Genomic DNA, 15,602 nt, shown 5'->3' with positions numbered 1-15,602 from the left:
ATTCTCGTTAACCGCTGGGTATTAGAATCGAATATATAATTTCTTTTTGAAATAGTGAACCATGCTCACCGATATGAGCATGGTTTTTTGATTATATATCTTGTTGTTTTACATCAATGCGGTTGTTTTGATCTAACATTGATGCCTTTGCTCGAATTTTACTCTCAAGCTGATCAATCACATTGTCGTTATCAAATCGCTCTTTTTGACGAATACCGTCTTCATAAAAAGCACTCTTACGGTTACCGCCAGCAATGCCTAAGTGAGACGCTTCTGCTTCACCAGGGCCATTAACCACACAACCAATCACTGAGACATCCATTGGAACAACGATATCTTCTAAACGTTGTTCTAACTCGTTTACCGTACCGATAACATCGAACTCTTGACGTGAACATGTTGGACAAGCAATAAAGTTGATGCCACGAGAACGAATGCGTAATGATTTTAATATATCAAAACCAACTTTGATTTCTTCAACAGGATCAGCTGCAAGCGAGATACGTAACGTATCACCAATACCTTCTGATAGAAGCATGCCTAAACCTACGGCTGATTTAACCGAGCCAGCACGAGCACCACCAGCTTCGGTAATACCAAGGTGAAGAGGTTGAATAATTTGCTTCGCAAGCTGACGGTATGACTCAACAGCAAGGAAAACATCTGACGCTTTTACGCTGACTTTAAATTGGTCAAAGTTCAAACGGTCTAATATTTCCACATGACGCATTGCTGACTCGACCAAAGCTTCAGGTGTCGGTTCACCGTATTTTTGCTGGATCTCTTTTTCAAGAGAACCTCCATTTACGCCAATACGGATAGGAATGTTTTTATCACGAGCACATTCAACCACAGAGCGAATACGATCTTCACGACCAATATTACCAGGGTTAATACGTAAACAATCCACACCGTATTCTGCCACTTTAAGTGCAATGCGGTAATCAAAATGAATATCAGCAACCAGCGGAATATTCACTTGTTGCTTGATCAATTTAAAAGCTTCCGCGGCATCCATCGTTGGTACAGAGACACGTACAATATCAGCACCAACTTTTTCTAATGCCTTGATCTGTGCAACAGTCGCTTCGATATCTGTTGTACGAGTATTGGTCATCGACTGAACGGCGATAGGTGCACCATCGCCAATAGGAACATTACCGACATAAATTCGGCTCGATTGACGGCGTATAATTGGTGATTCGTTATGCATTGCTCTTTCTCTACATTACTGCGGTAGCTTAAGTGTTACTGGCTTAGACGCGGAGTAACGACTTAAATCAAAAGGTTGACCTTTAATATTAATTTTAACGGCACCAGGTGCACCAAGTCGAACACGAAATGGTGCTTTACCTTCTAAATCTAATACTTGACCAGCTTTCTTGATACCAGACTCTAATTGTTTACCCGTTGCATCACGCACATCTATCCAACAATCAGCTGAAAACTTTAACTGTAACTGTGGTGCAGTTGCATCAACGACAGGTGTTACATTCGCTATTGTTTCAGCATTAGCAGTTGTATCAGTGGCTGTTGATACTGATGTTGCGGCTGTTTCAGCATTCTCAGCAGGCGTTGTTGACACTTCCGCTGTAGTACCCGTTGCAGCCGTCGATGCGGTTGTTGGAGATGAATCTGTCACAGCATCAGCAGATGTTGTCGATGCGGCGTTTTTTTGTTCTGTACTAGTTGATGCTGAGTGATCCACATCGGTATCGACTGTTGCTGGTTGAGTCGCACTAATTGATGCATCATCACCATTTAATGTCGTTACTATCGTTTCATCAGAACCCTGCTCTTGCTTTTCATGAGCCGCGGTTTGATCTGCTGTAGTTGTTGTAGCAACTGGCGCTTGTTCTAAATGAATATTTTGCCACCACCAAACAGCGGTTACACCAACAAAAACAGCAGCAAGAATCCATGTTAATCCCATAATGCGACTATCATGTGCTTCACGTTTCGTTCGACGTGAAAAGCTTTGCATTTCTTGCGCTTTTGGCTTGGTGTGTCCACATTTGTCAAGCAAGGCTAATACAGCTTCTTCTTCCAAACCGACATATTTTGCATATGAACGCACATAGCCACGTGTAAACGTGGCTAATTGGGCTTGGTCAAATCGATTATTTTCTATGTTATCAATAACAGAAAGTCGCAACCTCAAACGGTTCGCAATATCCTTTTGTGAATAGCCTAGTTGCTCTCTAGCTTGACGGAGTACGTCACCTGGAAGCTGTGTTCCTTCTGTTATTTTTTGTTCTTCATTATTTTCAGTATTCATTGGCCAAATAATTCTGATATTGCAGAGAATCTGGGTATTTCTCTTTCAGCAAAATAGCGTATTTTTTTGACTGCGTTAAACGTCCAGCTTGTCTTTCCAACTGAATGAGCAACCACAAACTGTCTGCTGTGTACCCATATCTCTTATTAAATTTGAATAACTGTACGCGAGCATCTTTAAAATTGTTAGATTCAATTTCAACTTGCGCCAGTTGCAACATAGATCTCGGTCGGTACGGGTCATGGGAAAGCGCATTTTCAAAATAACCCGTCGCTGCTTCTAAATTACCTTGTTTACGACTACATAAGCCTGCATTTTCATAACTTGCCGAAATCAGATAATAATAAGGTTGTTCAATCGCTTTAACAAAAGCGGCAATGGCTTCATCATAGCGTCCTTCACTACACAAGAATACACCATAGTTATTCAAAACATCGCCATTTTTAGGCGAATGTTTTAATGCTTTTCGGTACATTTTCTCTGCAGCGTCTTTTTCACCAACTTTTTGATAATAATAAGCCATTGAAATTTGTGCACGGTAGTAATTAGGATCATACCTTAATGCTATTTCCAAATTTTCTCGTGCACGCTCCCACTGACCATCTTTTAAATAATTTAGCCCTAGGTTCAATCTCGCTTCTGAGGCTGCTTTGGCATCAAATTCTTTACCATTATCGACCACATCAACTGTGGCACAGCCTGTAAATAATAGGCATGACAACAGTGGATACACGCTCCATCGTACCATTTTCGCTCACCTCAACATCCATGTGAAATTGCGCAGTTATTTATAGTAGCCTGATTTTAGACCGCTTTTACTGCAATTTGTTCACCCGTATTCAATTTTGCTTGGGTACGCTTAGTACGGTCAATAACATCCCCGACTAACTGACCACAAGCCGCATCAATATCATCACCACGTGTCTTACGAACCGTTACTGTGAAATCGTATTCCATCAGTGTTTTCATAAAACGATCAATACGAGAATTACTTGGCTTTTTATATGGTGAGCCAGGGTACGGGTTAAACGGAATTAAGTTAATTTTTGCTGGCGTATCTTTTAATACTTTCGCTAATTGACGAGCATGCTCCATGTCATCATTAACATGATCTAACAGTACGTATTCTACCGTTACTCGACCACGGTTCGCATTCGTTGAATTCACATAACGACGAACAACATCTAAAAATGTTTCAATATTCCAACGATCATTGATTGGCATGATTTGAGAACGCAGCTCATCCGTTGGTGCATGCAATGAAATAGCTAAAGCAACATCAATTGTATCAATCATTTGCTCAAGGCCTGATACAACACCCGAGGTTGAAACTGTAACGCGACGCTTAGATAAACCAAAACCTAAATCATCAAGCATGATTTCTAATGCAGGGATCAGGTTTTTCATGTTCAATAATGGCTCACCCATTCCCATCATTACGATGTTGGTGATTGGACGACGACCGGTGTCTTTTTGAATACCGACTTCTTTTGCAGCACGCCATACCTGACCAATAATTTCTGATACACGTAAGTTACGGTTGAAGCCTTGTTGTGCTGTTGAACAGAATTTACATTCTAATGCACAGCCAACTTGTGAAGAAACACATAAAGTCGCGCGATCTTCATCAGGAATATAAACGGTTTCAACATCTTGATCGCCAACACGCATCGCCCATTTAATCGTACCATCCGTTGAGTACTGAGCTTCAGATACATGCGGCGCACGAATTTCAGCGACACGTTTTAATTTTTCACGTAATTTTTTATTAATATTGGTCATTTGATCGAAGTCATCACAACCGAAATGATAAATCCATTTCATGATCTGATCTGCACGGAATGGCTTCTCATTAAGTTCTTCGGCAAAGTATTTACGCAGACCTTTGCGATCGAAATCCAGCAGATTGATTTTGACAGTTGTCATCGGTTGGTGCCTCACTAAAAATGACTATTGCTGCGCCTTAATAACCAAGCTCTATCGATGGCTTCGTTATCTCGGGTTTAAGGCGCGAAATTGTACAGACTTTATGGCATGGTTTCCACACCTAGACTCTATGGTTATTTTAGTGTTGCCAATTTCAAAACGCTAGATACAACAACGGGAAGTCAATACTTCCCGTTAATAATATGATTAATCTATTTTTTCAGTGCTTCGCATTAGTACCACTCACTGAATACTCATAAAATTAAAACCTTTATTCACCTCGTGGGCAAATTTCATCTTCAGCAAAGAAGTATGCAATTTCACGCGCAGCAGATTCAGGACTATCTGAACCATGTACTGAGTTATGACGCATACTTAATGCAAAGTCACTACGGATAGTGCCACAAGCCGCTTCTTCAGGGTTAGTTTTACCCATCAACTCACGGTAACGTGTAATCGCATTTTCACCTTCAAGTACTTGAACCATGACAGGACCTGATGTCATAAATGCCACTAAATCATCAAAGAAAGGTTTACCTTCATGCTCTGCATAAAAACCTTGCGCTTTCGCACTGTCTAAATGCAACATTTTAGCCGCAACAATATTCAAACCTGCATTTTCAAAACGCTGATAGATTGCACCAATCAAATTACGTTTAACCGCATCTGGTTTTACAATTGAGAAAGTTCTTTCGATTGTCATTATTATATTTTCCTTTTGAGTCTTATTGCTTTCTGCGAGCCAAAAACAAATTCATGAATTTAAGTTACAGCAACAAACCTGCAATATTAGCAAGACCTAACCCTGTCGCGCCAGCAGCCCAACGCGGATCTCCGCCATCACGGAAACATGCCGCTAAATCAAAATGGATCCAACGACTATTTTCAGTGTCAACAAAGCGGGACAAAAACGCTGCAGCATTGGATGCGCCTCCCATACCACCACCTTTTTGTACACGGCTATTCGCGGTGTCAGCATAAGGTGACGGGCAATATTCCTGATGCCATTTTTCTAATGGTAATGGCCATGCGGGCTCATTTACTAGCTCGGATAACTGCTGTGCTTGTTGTAATAATGGCTTATCTAAACCAAAAATTGCATTATAGTCGCTACCTACTGCAACCATTGCTGCGCCTGTTAACGTCGCAGCATCAATAATCAGTGGTGCGCCTGTCGCAGAAGCTGCAATTAAACCATCAGCTAACACTAAGCGCCCTTCAGCATCAGTGTTAACTATTTCCACCGTAACACCATTTTTATAACTTAGCACATCACCAAGCTTATAAGCGTTACCTGATACGAGGTTTTCAGCACAGCATAGGATCAACTTCACACGTTGACCTAGCCCTTGCTCTATCGCATAACCTAATGCCGCAGTAACCGTTGCTGCCCCACCCATATCGCACTTCATCGCAACCATGCCTGCGCTAGGTTTTAAACTGTAGCCACCAGAATCAAAAGTGATCCCTTTACCGACTAAACAAGCCGATACTGGCGCTTCAGGATCGCCAGTAGGATTGTAATCCACTTCAAGCATTACAGGTGGTCGCACACTACCGCGACCAACATTGTATATTCCTACCCAACCATCAGCTAATAGTTCATCGCCCACAATTTGTTGTGCATGAATATTGTCACCACCGATTTTTTTTAGAAAACAAGTTGCTTCATGGGCTAACTTCTCAGGTGACATCTCTTCAGGTGTCGCGTTAACTGTTTTACGTAGCCAGTCAGAGCAATGACGACGAGCATTTAACAGCTCTAATTCATCTTCATCAATGGAGGCCCATTGAATTTCTACTGGTGTAATCGTTGCTGCAAAACCACAGTAAAACGCCCATTGACGCTCATAATTCCAACCGTCACCCACTAAACGTACAGCTTGTGCACCTTGTGATTGAATTTGACGACCAGCCTGCTGAATACGACGTAATGGAAAATCACTGCGATAATGAACCGTCGCGCTATCTGATTGATAGCTTAGTAGCGAATTTAATCCCCAAGGACCGTTGGACTCTTCAGTTGATAAATAAACATTGAGCATAATGAAGTCTTCCTTTCTTATTCTGATAATGCAAAAAGCCTTCTTATCGTAAGAAGGCTTTTAATTTTGAAACGGAACTTATTTAGTTAGGATGTTTGCAAGTGTTCTTACACCCATACCTGTTGCACCAGCTGACCACTGATCATTAGCACTTTTACGGAAGGTACCGCTGGCATCAATGTGCATCCAGCCTTTTTTATAATCATCAACGAAGTAAGAAAGGAATGCTGCAGCAGTACTTGCCCCAGGCATAAAATCACCACTTGAGATATTGGCAAGATCGGCATAATTTGATGGCAACATGTTACGGTGAAGATCGGCAAGTGGTAACGGCCACATACCTTCATTTTCTTCTGCCGCTGCTGTTAATGCAGTATGAGACAATTCCGCATCAAAGCTTAGTAACGCATGGTAATCATTACCAAGCGCCATTTTGGCTGCACCTGTTAATGTTGCACAATCAATCACTAATTCAGGGTTTTGACTGTTCGCGTAAATTAAACCATCAGCCAAGACTAAACGTCCTTCGGCATCCGTGTTTAAAATCTCGACTGTCGTACCGTTTTTATATTTAATGATATCGCCAAGTTTTAATGCACGACCTGAGATCATATTTTCAGCACAACATAGCACCAGCTTAATACGCTTGTTTAAACCTCGTGCCATCGCTAATGCTAAACCACCGGTCGCTAATGCTGCCCCACCCATATCGGCTTTCATCGCCGTCATACCCGCTGAGGGTTTTATACTGTAGCCACCGGAATCAAATGTGATCCCTTTACCAACTAAACATGCAAACACTGGCGCATTAGCATCACCTGTTGGATTATAATCTAGGCGAAGCATCGCTGGACGATGCTCAGAGCCACGACCTACAGCATGGATACCGTTCCAACCTTCATCCAATAAATCATTGCCTTTGATGATCTTATAAGTTACATGTTCTGGTGCTAACGATTTAATAAATTCACCAGCACGTGTCGCTAACTGTGACGGGCGCACTACATCTGCTGGCTGGTTAATAATTTCACGTACCCACTCAGTCGCTTTGATTCGTGCTTGTAATTCCGCTTCATCTGTCTCATTTAACGCCGACCAAACCACACTGTTACCAGGCTTAGATGTACGATGTCCTTGGATAAATGCCCACGTTCGATCTAAATCCCAGCCTTCACCTGAAAGTTCTACCTGTTTGATACCCTGGGTATCTAAACGACGGGCTGCGCGTTGGATATTAGCAAGTTGCTCATTTTCCATTAAATGAATAACAGCACCTTCAGCACTAAAGCTAAGTAAGGCATTGGCACCCCATTGTGCATTCGCTGCTTGTTGGGTGAGAGAAACAGCCATGATAGTCGACATTAAAAACTCCTTGAATGTAGCAACTGCGCAGTGTTAAACAAATACATGCGTTATAGATAAATAGTTATGGGGGTAAAGTCCGCTGATTGCAATTAGATTTAAAATATTTATCTACGAATAAAAACAAAAAAAGCACCTAATTCAATTGTTTCGACAATCAATTAGGTGCTTACTCTATTACAACCGTTTATTCGTCTGCTTCTTCAATCCAACACATTTGAATGGCTTCTAACACTCTTTCACTGCAGTGGTTAGGATCATCATCAAAATCATCCAATGCTTGCACCCATTCACTAAGATCAGTAAAGCGAATTGTTTTGGGATCAACATCAGGGTGCTGTTCACATAGCTCAATAGCAATATCGAGCGAATCAATCCATTTCAAGCTCATCGAAATACCCTCTTATATATTGACAGATATAATAATAACAACGCTGAGATGAAAAAAAAGGCTACCTAATGGTAACCTTTTTTATAATTAGTGCGCAGCCTCAGAGGCAAGATTTAGCGTATAGCGTGGAATTTCAACCACTAAATCTTCATCAGCGACTCGAGCCTGACAACCTAGACGTGATTCAGGCTCTAGCCCCCATGCTTTATCAAGCATGTCATCTTCTAGTTCATCACTTTCATTTAATGAATCAAAACCTTCACGAATCACAACGTGACACGTAGTACATGCACAAGACTTTTCACACGCATGTTCAATTCCAATACCATTACGTAGTGCAACATCAAGCACTGTCTCACCTGACTCTGCTTCTAATACTGCACCTTCAGGGCATAGCTCTTCGTGGGGAAGTACAACAATCTTAGGCATGCTTAAACCTCATCAATAGATTGGCCAGCCAATGCTTGACGAATAGACTTATCCATTCGACGAGAAGCAAATTCTTGGCTCGCTTTATCTGTTTTCTTAATTCCAGCTTCAATAGCGCGAGAATCTGATCCCTGACGCAATTGAACTAGTTCCATCATTACTGTTTCTAATTCGGCACGCTCTTGTGTGCTCAATAAGGTATCACCATCAGCGGCAAGTGCTGCGATTAACCCTTCTAAAACACGATCTGCTTCCACTTGCTGTTCTGCCAATGCACGTGCATCTTTATCATCTTGTGCATAGGTCATTGAATCACGAAGCATAGTCGCAATTTCATCTTCAGATAAGCCATACGATGGTTTAACTTGGATAGAAGACTGTACGCCACTACTCTTTTCCATTGCTGTTACTGACAATAAACCATCAGCATCAACTTGGTAAGTGACACGAATATGAGCAGCACCCGCAGCCATCGCAGGAATACCACGTAGGGTAAATCGTGCTAGTGAACGACAATCACTGACCATTTCACGCTCACCTTGTACAACGTGAACGGACATTGCCGTTTGACCATCTTTAAACGTGGTAAACTCTTGTGCACGAGCAACAGGAATCGTCGTATTACGAGGAATAATTTTCTCAATCATGCCTCCCATCGTTTCAATACCTAGTGACAGTGGGATCACATCAAGCAATAACATATCAGAATCAGGCTTATTGCCCACCAAAATGTCAGCTTGAATAGCAGCACCAATCGCAACAACTTTATCAGGATCGATAGAGGTTAACGGTGTTTTACCGAAGTAGTCGCTGACCATATTTCGAACCAATGGTACGCGTGTTGAACCACCAACCATCACTGTTTCAATGACTTCATCAGTGGTTATATCAGCATCTTTTAATGCACGGCGACACGCCATCAGTGTTTTTTTCACTAATGGTTGAATAAGTGCATCGAACTGCTCACGGCTAATCTGACCTTGCCAACCTAAGACATCAAGATCAACGCTATCAGCATCAGTCAACGCCACTTTTGCCGCTTGTGCCGTGTCTTGTAGCGCACGACGTTGCTGCGCTGTAAGTACCTCAGTATAACCCGCTTGTTCTAAGATCCACGTTGCTAACAAGTGATCAAAGTCATCACCACCTAATGCCGAATCACCGCCCGTCGCTAATACCTCAAATACACCTTTAGAAAGACGTAAAATAGAAATATCAAACGTACCACCACCTAAATCGTAGACAGCAATCACACCTTCTTGACCTGAATCTAAGCCATAGGCAATCGCGGCAGCTGTTGGTTCATTAAGTAAACGAAGCACATTAAGGTTAGCTAATTTCGCTGCATCTTTTGTACCTGCACGTTGCGCATCATCAAAATAAGCAGGGACCGTAATCACCACACCTTCAAGATCACCACCCAGCGTATCAACCGCACGTTGACTTAATGATTTAAGAATTTCAGCAGATACCTGAACAGGGTTTACATTGCCACTACGCGTAATAAGCTGAGGTAATCCATTATCCGATGCTTCAAATTGGTATGGTAGTTGCGGGTAACGTTGCTCAATATCAGCCAGTGAACGTCCCATTAGACGTTTAACTGATAAAATAGTATTGGTTGGATCTTGTTGAGCGAAAGCGCGGGCTGCATCACCGGTTAGGACTTCATTGTCACCGAAATGAACAACAGAAGGTAAAATCGCACGCCCCTCTGCATCATTTAATGTTTCTGCAACGCCACTGCGTACTGCAGCAACAAGTGAATTAGTTGTACCTAGATCTATACCCACCGCCAACTTGTGTTGATGCGGTGCAGCACTTTGACCCGGTTCAGCAATCTGTAACAGTGCCATTGTCATTCCTATCTAAATAACGCATGTGGATGATTAATCGAATAGCGACTCTTCAAGGCGCTCAACTTCATCACGCAATTTTACAATAAACTTTAATTTTCGTACGCCATCAGCCGCTTCGAGCCATTGTTCATTATTCAATAACTCAGCAAGTTGCGCCAATTGTTCTTTATACATCGCAGAAGCTTGCTGCTCAAAATCAAATAACGCACTTTCAGGATCGGATGAATCAGGAATCGCTTCTAATGCTTCGCGCAGTTCCATTTGCTGCATTAAAAAAGCCATATCTTGCAAGGTTTTTTGTTCACCACGAATATCTTCATCACGCTCAGCCAACATATATTCGGCACGTGATACCGGATTTTTTAAGGTTTGAAATGCATCGTTAATTTGTGCAGCTTTTTGAACTGACAACAAACGATCACGTTCGGACGCTGTCGCATAATTATCAGGATGAAAGCGACGCTGTAATTCTCGAAACTGACTGGCAAGAAGGCTGTTATCCAATTCAAACTGAAAAGGTAACCCGAATAATTCGAAATGATTCATATTATGACCATTAATAAAAATTAAACCTGACGACTAACTCGCCAAAGACGATTAGCAGTCAGGTTCAACTGAAACACTAAAAACGTTTATACGTTGAAGCTTTCGCCACAACCACATTCGCTAGACACGTTAGGGTTGTTAAACTGAAAACCTTCATTTAGGCCTTCTTTGGCAAAATCCAGTTCAGTTCCATCAAGGTAAACTAAACTTTTTGCATCAACGATAATTTTAACGCCTTTTTCATCGAAGACCTGATCCCCTTCATCGAGTTCATCTACAAACTCAAGGATATAAGCCATTCCAGAACATCCTGAAGTGCGAACACCTAGTCGTAAACCAAGGCCTTTGCCACGATTGGCTAAAAAAGTCGATACGCGACTTGCTGCCGCTTCAGTGATAGTAATGGCCATACAACAAACCTCAGAAAGTTATTTTTGCTCGTGTTTCTTTTTATAATCGCTAACTGCCGCTTTAATTGCATCTTCTGCAAGAATTGAACAGTGAACTTTAACCGGCGGTAACTCAAGTTCTTCAGCAATTGCAGAGTTCTTGATTGATGCGGCTTCATCTAATGTTTTGCCTTTAACCCACTCAGTGATTAGTGAGCTAGAAGCAATTGCAGAACCACAACCGTAGGTTTTGAATTTTGCATCTTCGATAATGCCTTCTTCAGTTACTTTGATCTGAAGTTTCATTACATCGCCACATGCTGGTGCACCCACCATGCCGCTACCTACATTTTGATCATCTTTGTCAAATGAACCCACGTTACGCGGATTTTCATAATGATCGATGACTTTTTCACTATATGCCATGATAAATTTCCTCGAAAACAGTCTAGCCGCAGATTAGTGGTGCGCCCACTCAACTGTGTTTAAATCAATACCTTCTTTATGCATATCCCAAAGTGGTGACATTTCGCGTAGTTTATCTACGGCACCTTTAATTTGGGCTGCTGCATAATCAATTTCTTCTTCCCTCGTAAAACGACCAAATGAGAAACGAATAGAGCTATGTGCTAGTTCATCATTAAGACCTAATGCACGAAGTACATAAGAAGGTTCTAAACTTGCAGAGGTACACGCTGAACCTGATGATACAGCAAGATCTTTTAATGCCATTAACAGTGATTCGCCTTCCACAAAAGCAAAGCTAATGTTTAAGTTTTGGGGTACGCGTTGCTCTAAGTCACCGTTAATAGACATTTCTTCAATGCCTTCTAAACGCATTAACAAACGATCGCGTAATTTAACCGCGTGTTGATAATCTTGATCCATTTCCTCTTTCGCGATACGGAATGCTTCACCCATACCTACGATTTGATGCGTTGGTAATGTACCAGAACGGAAGCCGCGCTCATGACCACCACCATGCATTTGCGCTTCTAGGCGAATACGAGGCTTACGACGAACATATAGTGCGCCAATACCTTTAGGGCCGTAAATTTTATGCGCTGAGAAAGAGATTAAATCAACTTTCATTGCTTGTACATCAATCGGTAATTTACCTGCTGACTGTGCTGCATCGACATGAAAAACTGTTTTGTTTTCACGGCAAAGTTCACCGATTGCTGCAATATCTTGAACCACACCAATTTCATTGTTCACGTGCATGATTGAAACTAGAACTGTGTCTTCACGCATAGCATCGCGTAGCTTAGCTAAATCAATCAAACCGTTAGATTCAGGCTCAAGGTACGTTACCTCAAAACCTTCACGCTCTAGCTGACGACATGGGTCAAGAACCGCTTTATGTTCAGTTTTACAGGTAATAATGTGCTTACCTTTTTTGTTATAAAAGTGTGCCGCACCTTTAATCGCTAAGTTATCAGATTCCGTTGCACCAGAGGTAAATACGATCTCACGAGGATCTGCATTTACTAAATCAGCGATATGTTCACGAGCAGTATCTACTGCTTCTTCTGCCTGCCAACCATAACGGTGAGAGCGTGATGCTGGGTTACCGAAGTTACCTTCCATAGTTAGGCACTGCATCATTTTCTCGGCAACGCGAGGATCTACAGGGCAAGTAGCGGAATAATCAAAATATATTGGCAGTTTCATTTTCTTCTCCGAAAACACGAACGTCTGGTCTCTAGGAGCGGACATCGACACCTATTGTGGCGCTGTCGTGTGATTTTTTATGTCCAAAAGATGCTTTGCTATTTCCTTGTAGGATTTCATCCTGACGATCAGAAATGCTTTGTACATCATTATCTTTCATCAACTCACCAAGAGTGATGTTATTTAAAAAGCCGCTAATGCGATCGCTTAGGTCATGCCATAACGTATGAGTTAAACAACGAGCACCACCTTGGCAGTCCCCTTTTCCATGACATTTGGTTGCATCAACTGATTCATCAACTGCAGCGATAACCATACCGACAGCAATATCAGATGCTTCTTCGCCTAAACGGTAACCACCGCCAGGACCACGTACACTGGTTACTAACCCTGCTTTGCGAAGACGCGAAAATAATTGTTCTAAGTAAGACAGCGATATTCCTTGGCGCTCTGAAATATCCGCTAATGGAACCGGTCCATTATGCGAGTGTAATGCAACATCTAACATTGCTGTTACCGCGTATCTTCCCTTTGAAGTCAACTTCATAACACTGCTACCTGCTTGAATATTTAAAGCAAGCTTCTCATAACCAACTAAAATGGTCAAGTATTTACCTGACTGTTTTAGTTGGTTATTAAACCATTGAGTTTAAGTGGTTATTTTTCAGTCTTTTCTAGTGTTTCTATCGTCTTTTCTACTGACGATAAAATACCGCGTAAAATATTCAACTCTTGCTGCTCTGGGCGAGCACGGGTGAATAAACGGCGTAATTTAGCCATCACTACACCTGGATGGTTTTTATTTATGAAGCGGGTTTGACGAGTGACTTTTTCGAGGTGCTCATAAAACATTTCAAGTTCTTGAGCGCGAGGATATTCTTCAACTTCCGTTTTACCCGTATACTTTTGAGAATCCAAATAAGCCATACGGACTTCATAACTTACTGTTTGTACAGCCATTGCTAAATTTAATGAGCTATATTCAGGATTTGCTGGAATATAGACATGGCAATGACACTTTTGTAATTCTTCATTAGTTAACCCTGTTCGCTCACGGCCAAAAAGAATAGCGACTGGATGCTGATTAGATTCAGCAACCACTTTGATGCCGTTCTCTCGTGGATCTAATTGTGGCCATTCAAGGGTACGAGAGCGTGCACTTGACCCAACAACAAAACCACAATCTGCAACCGCTTCATCTAATGTTTTTACAATTTTTGCGTTTTCGACAACATCAGCAGCACCTGCCGCCAATGCAATAGTGTGGCCGTCAATTTCACAGGCAGGATCAACTAATACCAAATTCGTCAATCCCATAACTTTCATTGCACGTGCAGCTGAACCGATATTACCTGGATGTGACGTACCAACAAGAACAACGCGAATTTTATCTAACATGATGAAGCAACATTCCAACAATTAACTAAAGCTGACAGATTTTAGCACAGCCATAATAAAAGTGGTGAAAACATGTGTTTTTGATAGCAGTAATTATCTATTGCTGCTATTCAATAATCAGATAACGATAATCAACACTATTTATTAGTAACTTATACGTATTACCTCGCAAAAGCGCACACTACAATCTGAACAATGTCGAAAAAATAACCACTTCCTTTTTTTTTTAGCTCTGTTATACTCGCCGCCGCTTTTTAGTTCTTTAACATCCGTTGGGAAGATCCTATGCATCCGATGCTTAATATTGCCATTCGCGCTGTGCGAAAGGCTGGTGACCATGTCATTAAATCTCTAGAAAAGCCTCAATCTATTGAGGTTGCTAATAAAGGTAATGATGTTGTTACCAATATCGATCATGAAGCTGAAGCTATCATCATCGAAACTATCCTTAAGGCTTACCCTGATCACTGCATCATTGCAGCTGAATCTGGTAACAAAGAAGGACGTGACAAAGAGTGTCAATGGATTATCGACCCAGTGGATGGCACCATGAACTTCGTTCGCGGTTACCCTCACTTTGCAGTATCAGTTGCACTACGTATGCGTGGTCGCACTGAAGTTGCTGCTGTTTACGATCCTGTACGTAACGAATTATTCACTGCAACTCGCGGTGCAGGTGCTCAGCTTAACAGCCAGCGTATCCGTTCATCACAACCTCGTGATCTAACAGGAACTGTTTTAGCAACGGGTCTTCCTTTTGCCGCTAAACAGCATGCAGAAAGCTACCTAAAAATCCAAAATGCATTATTTGCAGACTGTGATGACATGCGTCAATCAGGCTCTACTGCATTGGATCTTTGCTACTTAGCGGCTGGCCGTGTTGACGGTGTATTCAAGTTAGGCCAAAAGCCTTGGGAACTTGCTGCAGGCGAACTAATCGCTCGCGAATCTGGTGCTATCTGTGCTGACTTTACTGGTAACACTAACTACCTAACATCTGGCAACATTGTTGCTGGTAATGCGCGTGTAGTTAAGCCAATGCTTGCAAAAATCCGTGAATTCGGTAGTGACGCATTAGCAAAATAATCCACTGATTATCCAGTAAGATTACAAAACGCCCTGCTGTTATACAGCAGGGCGTTTTTTTATAACAATATTATAATTAAATAATGTCATAATTAAACAGCGTACATTGCAATCACTGTAAAGCACTATATACCAAGTAGATATGAAAAAGACATTATCACTGCATCAACTTTCTAAAACTGTCTATCCTGAGCAGCTAGAATAAAAATATAAAAAAAG

General features: G+C 41.7%; 17 protein-coding genes. 1 reads left to right on the top strand and 16 read right to left on the bottom strand.

Annotated elements, in window-relative coordinates:
- Positions 1 to 91: 91 nt before the first annotated feature.
- The 16 genes from ispG to trmJ all read right to left on the bottom strand — a co-directional run bounded on the left by ispG (position 92) and on the right by trmJ (position 14,297).
- Positions 92 to 1,213 carry a flavodoxin-dependent (E)-4-hydroxy-3-methylbut-2-enyl-diphosphate synthase gene (gene ispG / locus C9J38_RS04100; protein WP_107205986.1) on the bottom strand — a complete coding sequence of 374 codons (1,122 nt, stop codon included), beginning with the start codon at positions 1,211 to 1,213 and terminating at the stop codon, positions 92 to 94.
- A gap of 15 nt (positions 1,214 to 1,228) precedes the next feature.
- Complete coding sequence (gene rodZ / locus C9J38_RS04095; RefSeq protein WP_107205985.1) at positions 1,229 to 2,278, bottom strand: cytoskeleton protein RodZ; 1,050 nt, start codon at positions 2,276 to 2,278, stop codon at positions 1,229 to 1,231.
- The gene (gene pilW / locus C9J38_RS04090; protein WP_107205984.1) at positions 2,268 to 3,026 is read right to left on the bottom strand and encodes a type IV pilus biogenesis/stability protein PilW; all 759 of its coding nucleotides are present in this window, start codon (positions 3,024 to 3,026) and stop codon (positions 2,268 to 2,270) included. Before pilW ends, rodZ begins: the two co-directional genes overlap by 11 nt.
- Before the next feature lie 56 nt (positions 3,027 to 3,082).
- Positions 3,083 to 4,204, bottom strand: coding sequence for a bifunctional tRNA (adenosine(37)-C2)-methyltransferase TrmG/ribosomal RNA large subunit methyltransferase RlmN (locus C9J38_RS04085; RefSeq protein ID WP_045148230.1), 1,122 nt, complete (start codon positions 4,202 to 4,204; stop codon positions 3,083 to 3,085).
- Between the two features lie 271 nt (positions 4,205 to 4,475).
- Positions 4,476 to 4,907 carry a nucleoside-diphosphate kinase gene (gene ndk, locus C9J38_RS04080; RefSeq protein WP_005369284.1) on the bottom strand — a complete coding sequence of 144 codons (432 nt, stop codon included), beginning with the start codon at positions 4,905 to 4,907 and terminating at the stop codon, positions 4,476 to 4,478.
- A gap of 64 nt (positions 4,908 to 4,971) precedes the next feature.
- Positions 4,972 to 6,249 (bottom strand): aminopeptidase PepB, encoded by a 1,278-nt coding sequence (gene pepB, locus C9J38_RS04075; RefSeq protein ID WP_107205983.1) that lies wholly within the window; start codon positions 6,247 to 6,249, stop codon positions 4,972 to 4,974.
- 78 nt (positions 6,250 to 6,327) lie between these two features.
- Positions 6,328 to 7,611, bottom strand: a complete 1,284-nt coding sequence (gene pepB / locus C9J38_RS04070; RefSeq protein ID WP_107205982.1) for an aminopeptidase PepB — start codon at positions 7,609 to 7,611, stop codon at positions 6,328 to 6,330.
- Between the two features lie 187 nt (positions 7,612 to 7,798).
- Complete coding sequence (gene iscX / locus C9J38_RS04065; RefSeq protein WP_107205981.1) at positions 7,799 to 8,002, bottom strand: Fe-S cluster assembly protein IscX; 204 nt, start codon at positions 8,000 to 8,002, stop codon at positions 7,799 to 7,801.
- Positions 8,003 to 8,089: 87 nt separating this feature from the next.
- The gene (gene fdx / locus C9J38_RS04060; protein ID WP_005369292.1) at positions 8,090 to 8,431 is read right to left on the bottom strand and encodes an ISC system 2Fe-2S type ferredoxin; all 342 of its coding nucleotides are present in this window, start codon (positions 8,429 to 8,431) and stop codon (positions 8,090 to 8,092) included.
- Positions 8,432 to 8,433: 2 nt separating this feature from the next.
- The gene (gene hscA / locus C9J38_RS04055; protein ID WP_107205980.1) at positions 8,434 to 10,287 is read right to left on the bottom strand and encodes a Fe-S protein assembly chaperone HscA; all 1,854 of its coding nucleotides are present in this window, start codon (positions 10,285 to 10,287) and stop codon (positions 8,434 to 8,436) included.
- Positions 10,288 to 10,320: 33 nt separating this feature from the next.
- The gene (gene hscB, locus C9J38_RS04050; protein WP_045084323.1) at positions 10,321 to 10,836 is read right to left on the bottom strand and encodes a co-chaperone HscB; all 516 of its coding nucleotides are present in this window, start codon (positions 10,834 to 10,836) and stop codon (positions 10,321 to 10,323) included.
- 86 nt (positions 10,837 to 10,922) lie between these two features.
- Positions 10,923 to 11,246: an iron-sulfur cluster assembly protein IscA gene (gene iscA / locus C9J38_RS04045; RefSeq protein WP_005369297.1), complete on the bottom strand. Its 324-nt coding sequence runs from the start codon at positions 11,244 to 11,246 to the stop codon at positions 10,923 to 10,925.
- Positions 11,247 to 11,264: 18 nt separating this feature from the next.
- Positions 11,265 to 11,651 (bottom strand): Fe-S cluster assembly scaffold IscU, encoded by a 387-nt coding sequence (iscU, locus tag C9J38_RS04040; RefSeq protein WP_006646316.1) that lies wholly within the window; start codon positions 11,649 to 11,651, stop codon positions 11,265 to 11,267.
- Positions 11,652 to 11,684: 33 nt separating this feature from the next.
- Entirely contained in the window at positions 11,685 to 12,899 is a 1,215-nt protein-coding gene (locus C9J38_RS04035) for an IscS subfamily cysteine desulfurase (RefSeq protein ID WP_107205979.1), read from the bottom strand.
- Between the two features lie 31 nt (positions 12,900 to 12,930).
- Positions 12,931 to 13,446, bottom strand: a complete 516-nt coding sequence (gene iscR / locus C9J38_RS04030; protein ID WP_107206458.1) for a Fe-S cluster assembly transcriptional regulator IscR — start codon at positions 13,444 to 13,446, stop codon at positions 12,931 to 12,933.
- A 110-nt stretch (positions 13,447 to 13,556) separates the two neighbouring features.
- A complete protein-coding gene (gene trmJ / locus C9J38_RS04025; protein ID WP_107205978.1) occupies positions 13,557 to 14,297 on the bottom strand; it encodes a tRNA (cytosine(32)/uridine(32)-2'-O)-methyltransferase TrmJ in 741 nt (246 codons plus the stop codon).
- Between the two features lie 285 nt (positions 14,298 to 14,582).
- Here trmJ and suhB point away from each other — a divergent pair, with 285 nt between their 5' ends.
- Positions 14,583 to 15,383 (top strand): inositol-1-monophosphatase, encoded by an 801-nt coding sequence (suhB, locus tag C9J38_RS04020; protein ID WP_107205977.1) that lies wholly within the window; start codon positions 14,583 to 14,585, stop codon positions 15,381 to 15,383.
- The last annotated feature ends 219 nt before the right edge of the window (positions 15,384 to 15,602 follow it).

The organism is Photobacterium sp. GB-210 (assembly GCF_003026075.1).
Classification (GTDB): Bacteria; Pseudomonadota; Gammaproteobacteria; order Enterobacterales; family Vibrionaceae; genus Photobacterium.
The sequence above is the reverse complement of the archived record's forward strand: the minus strand, read 5'-3'. Positions and strand labels throughout refer to the sequence as shown.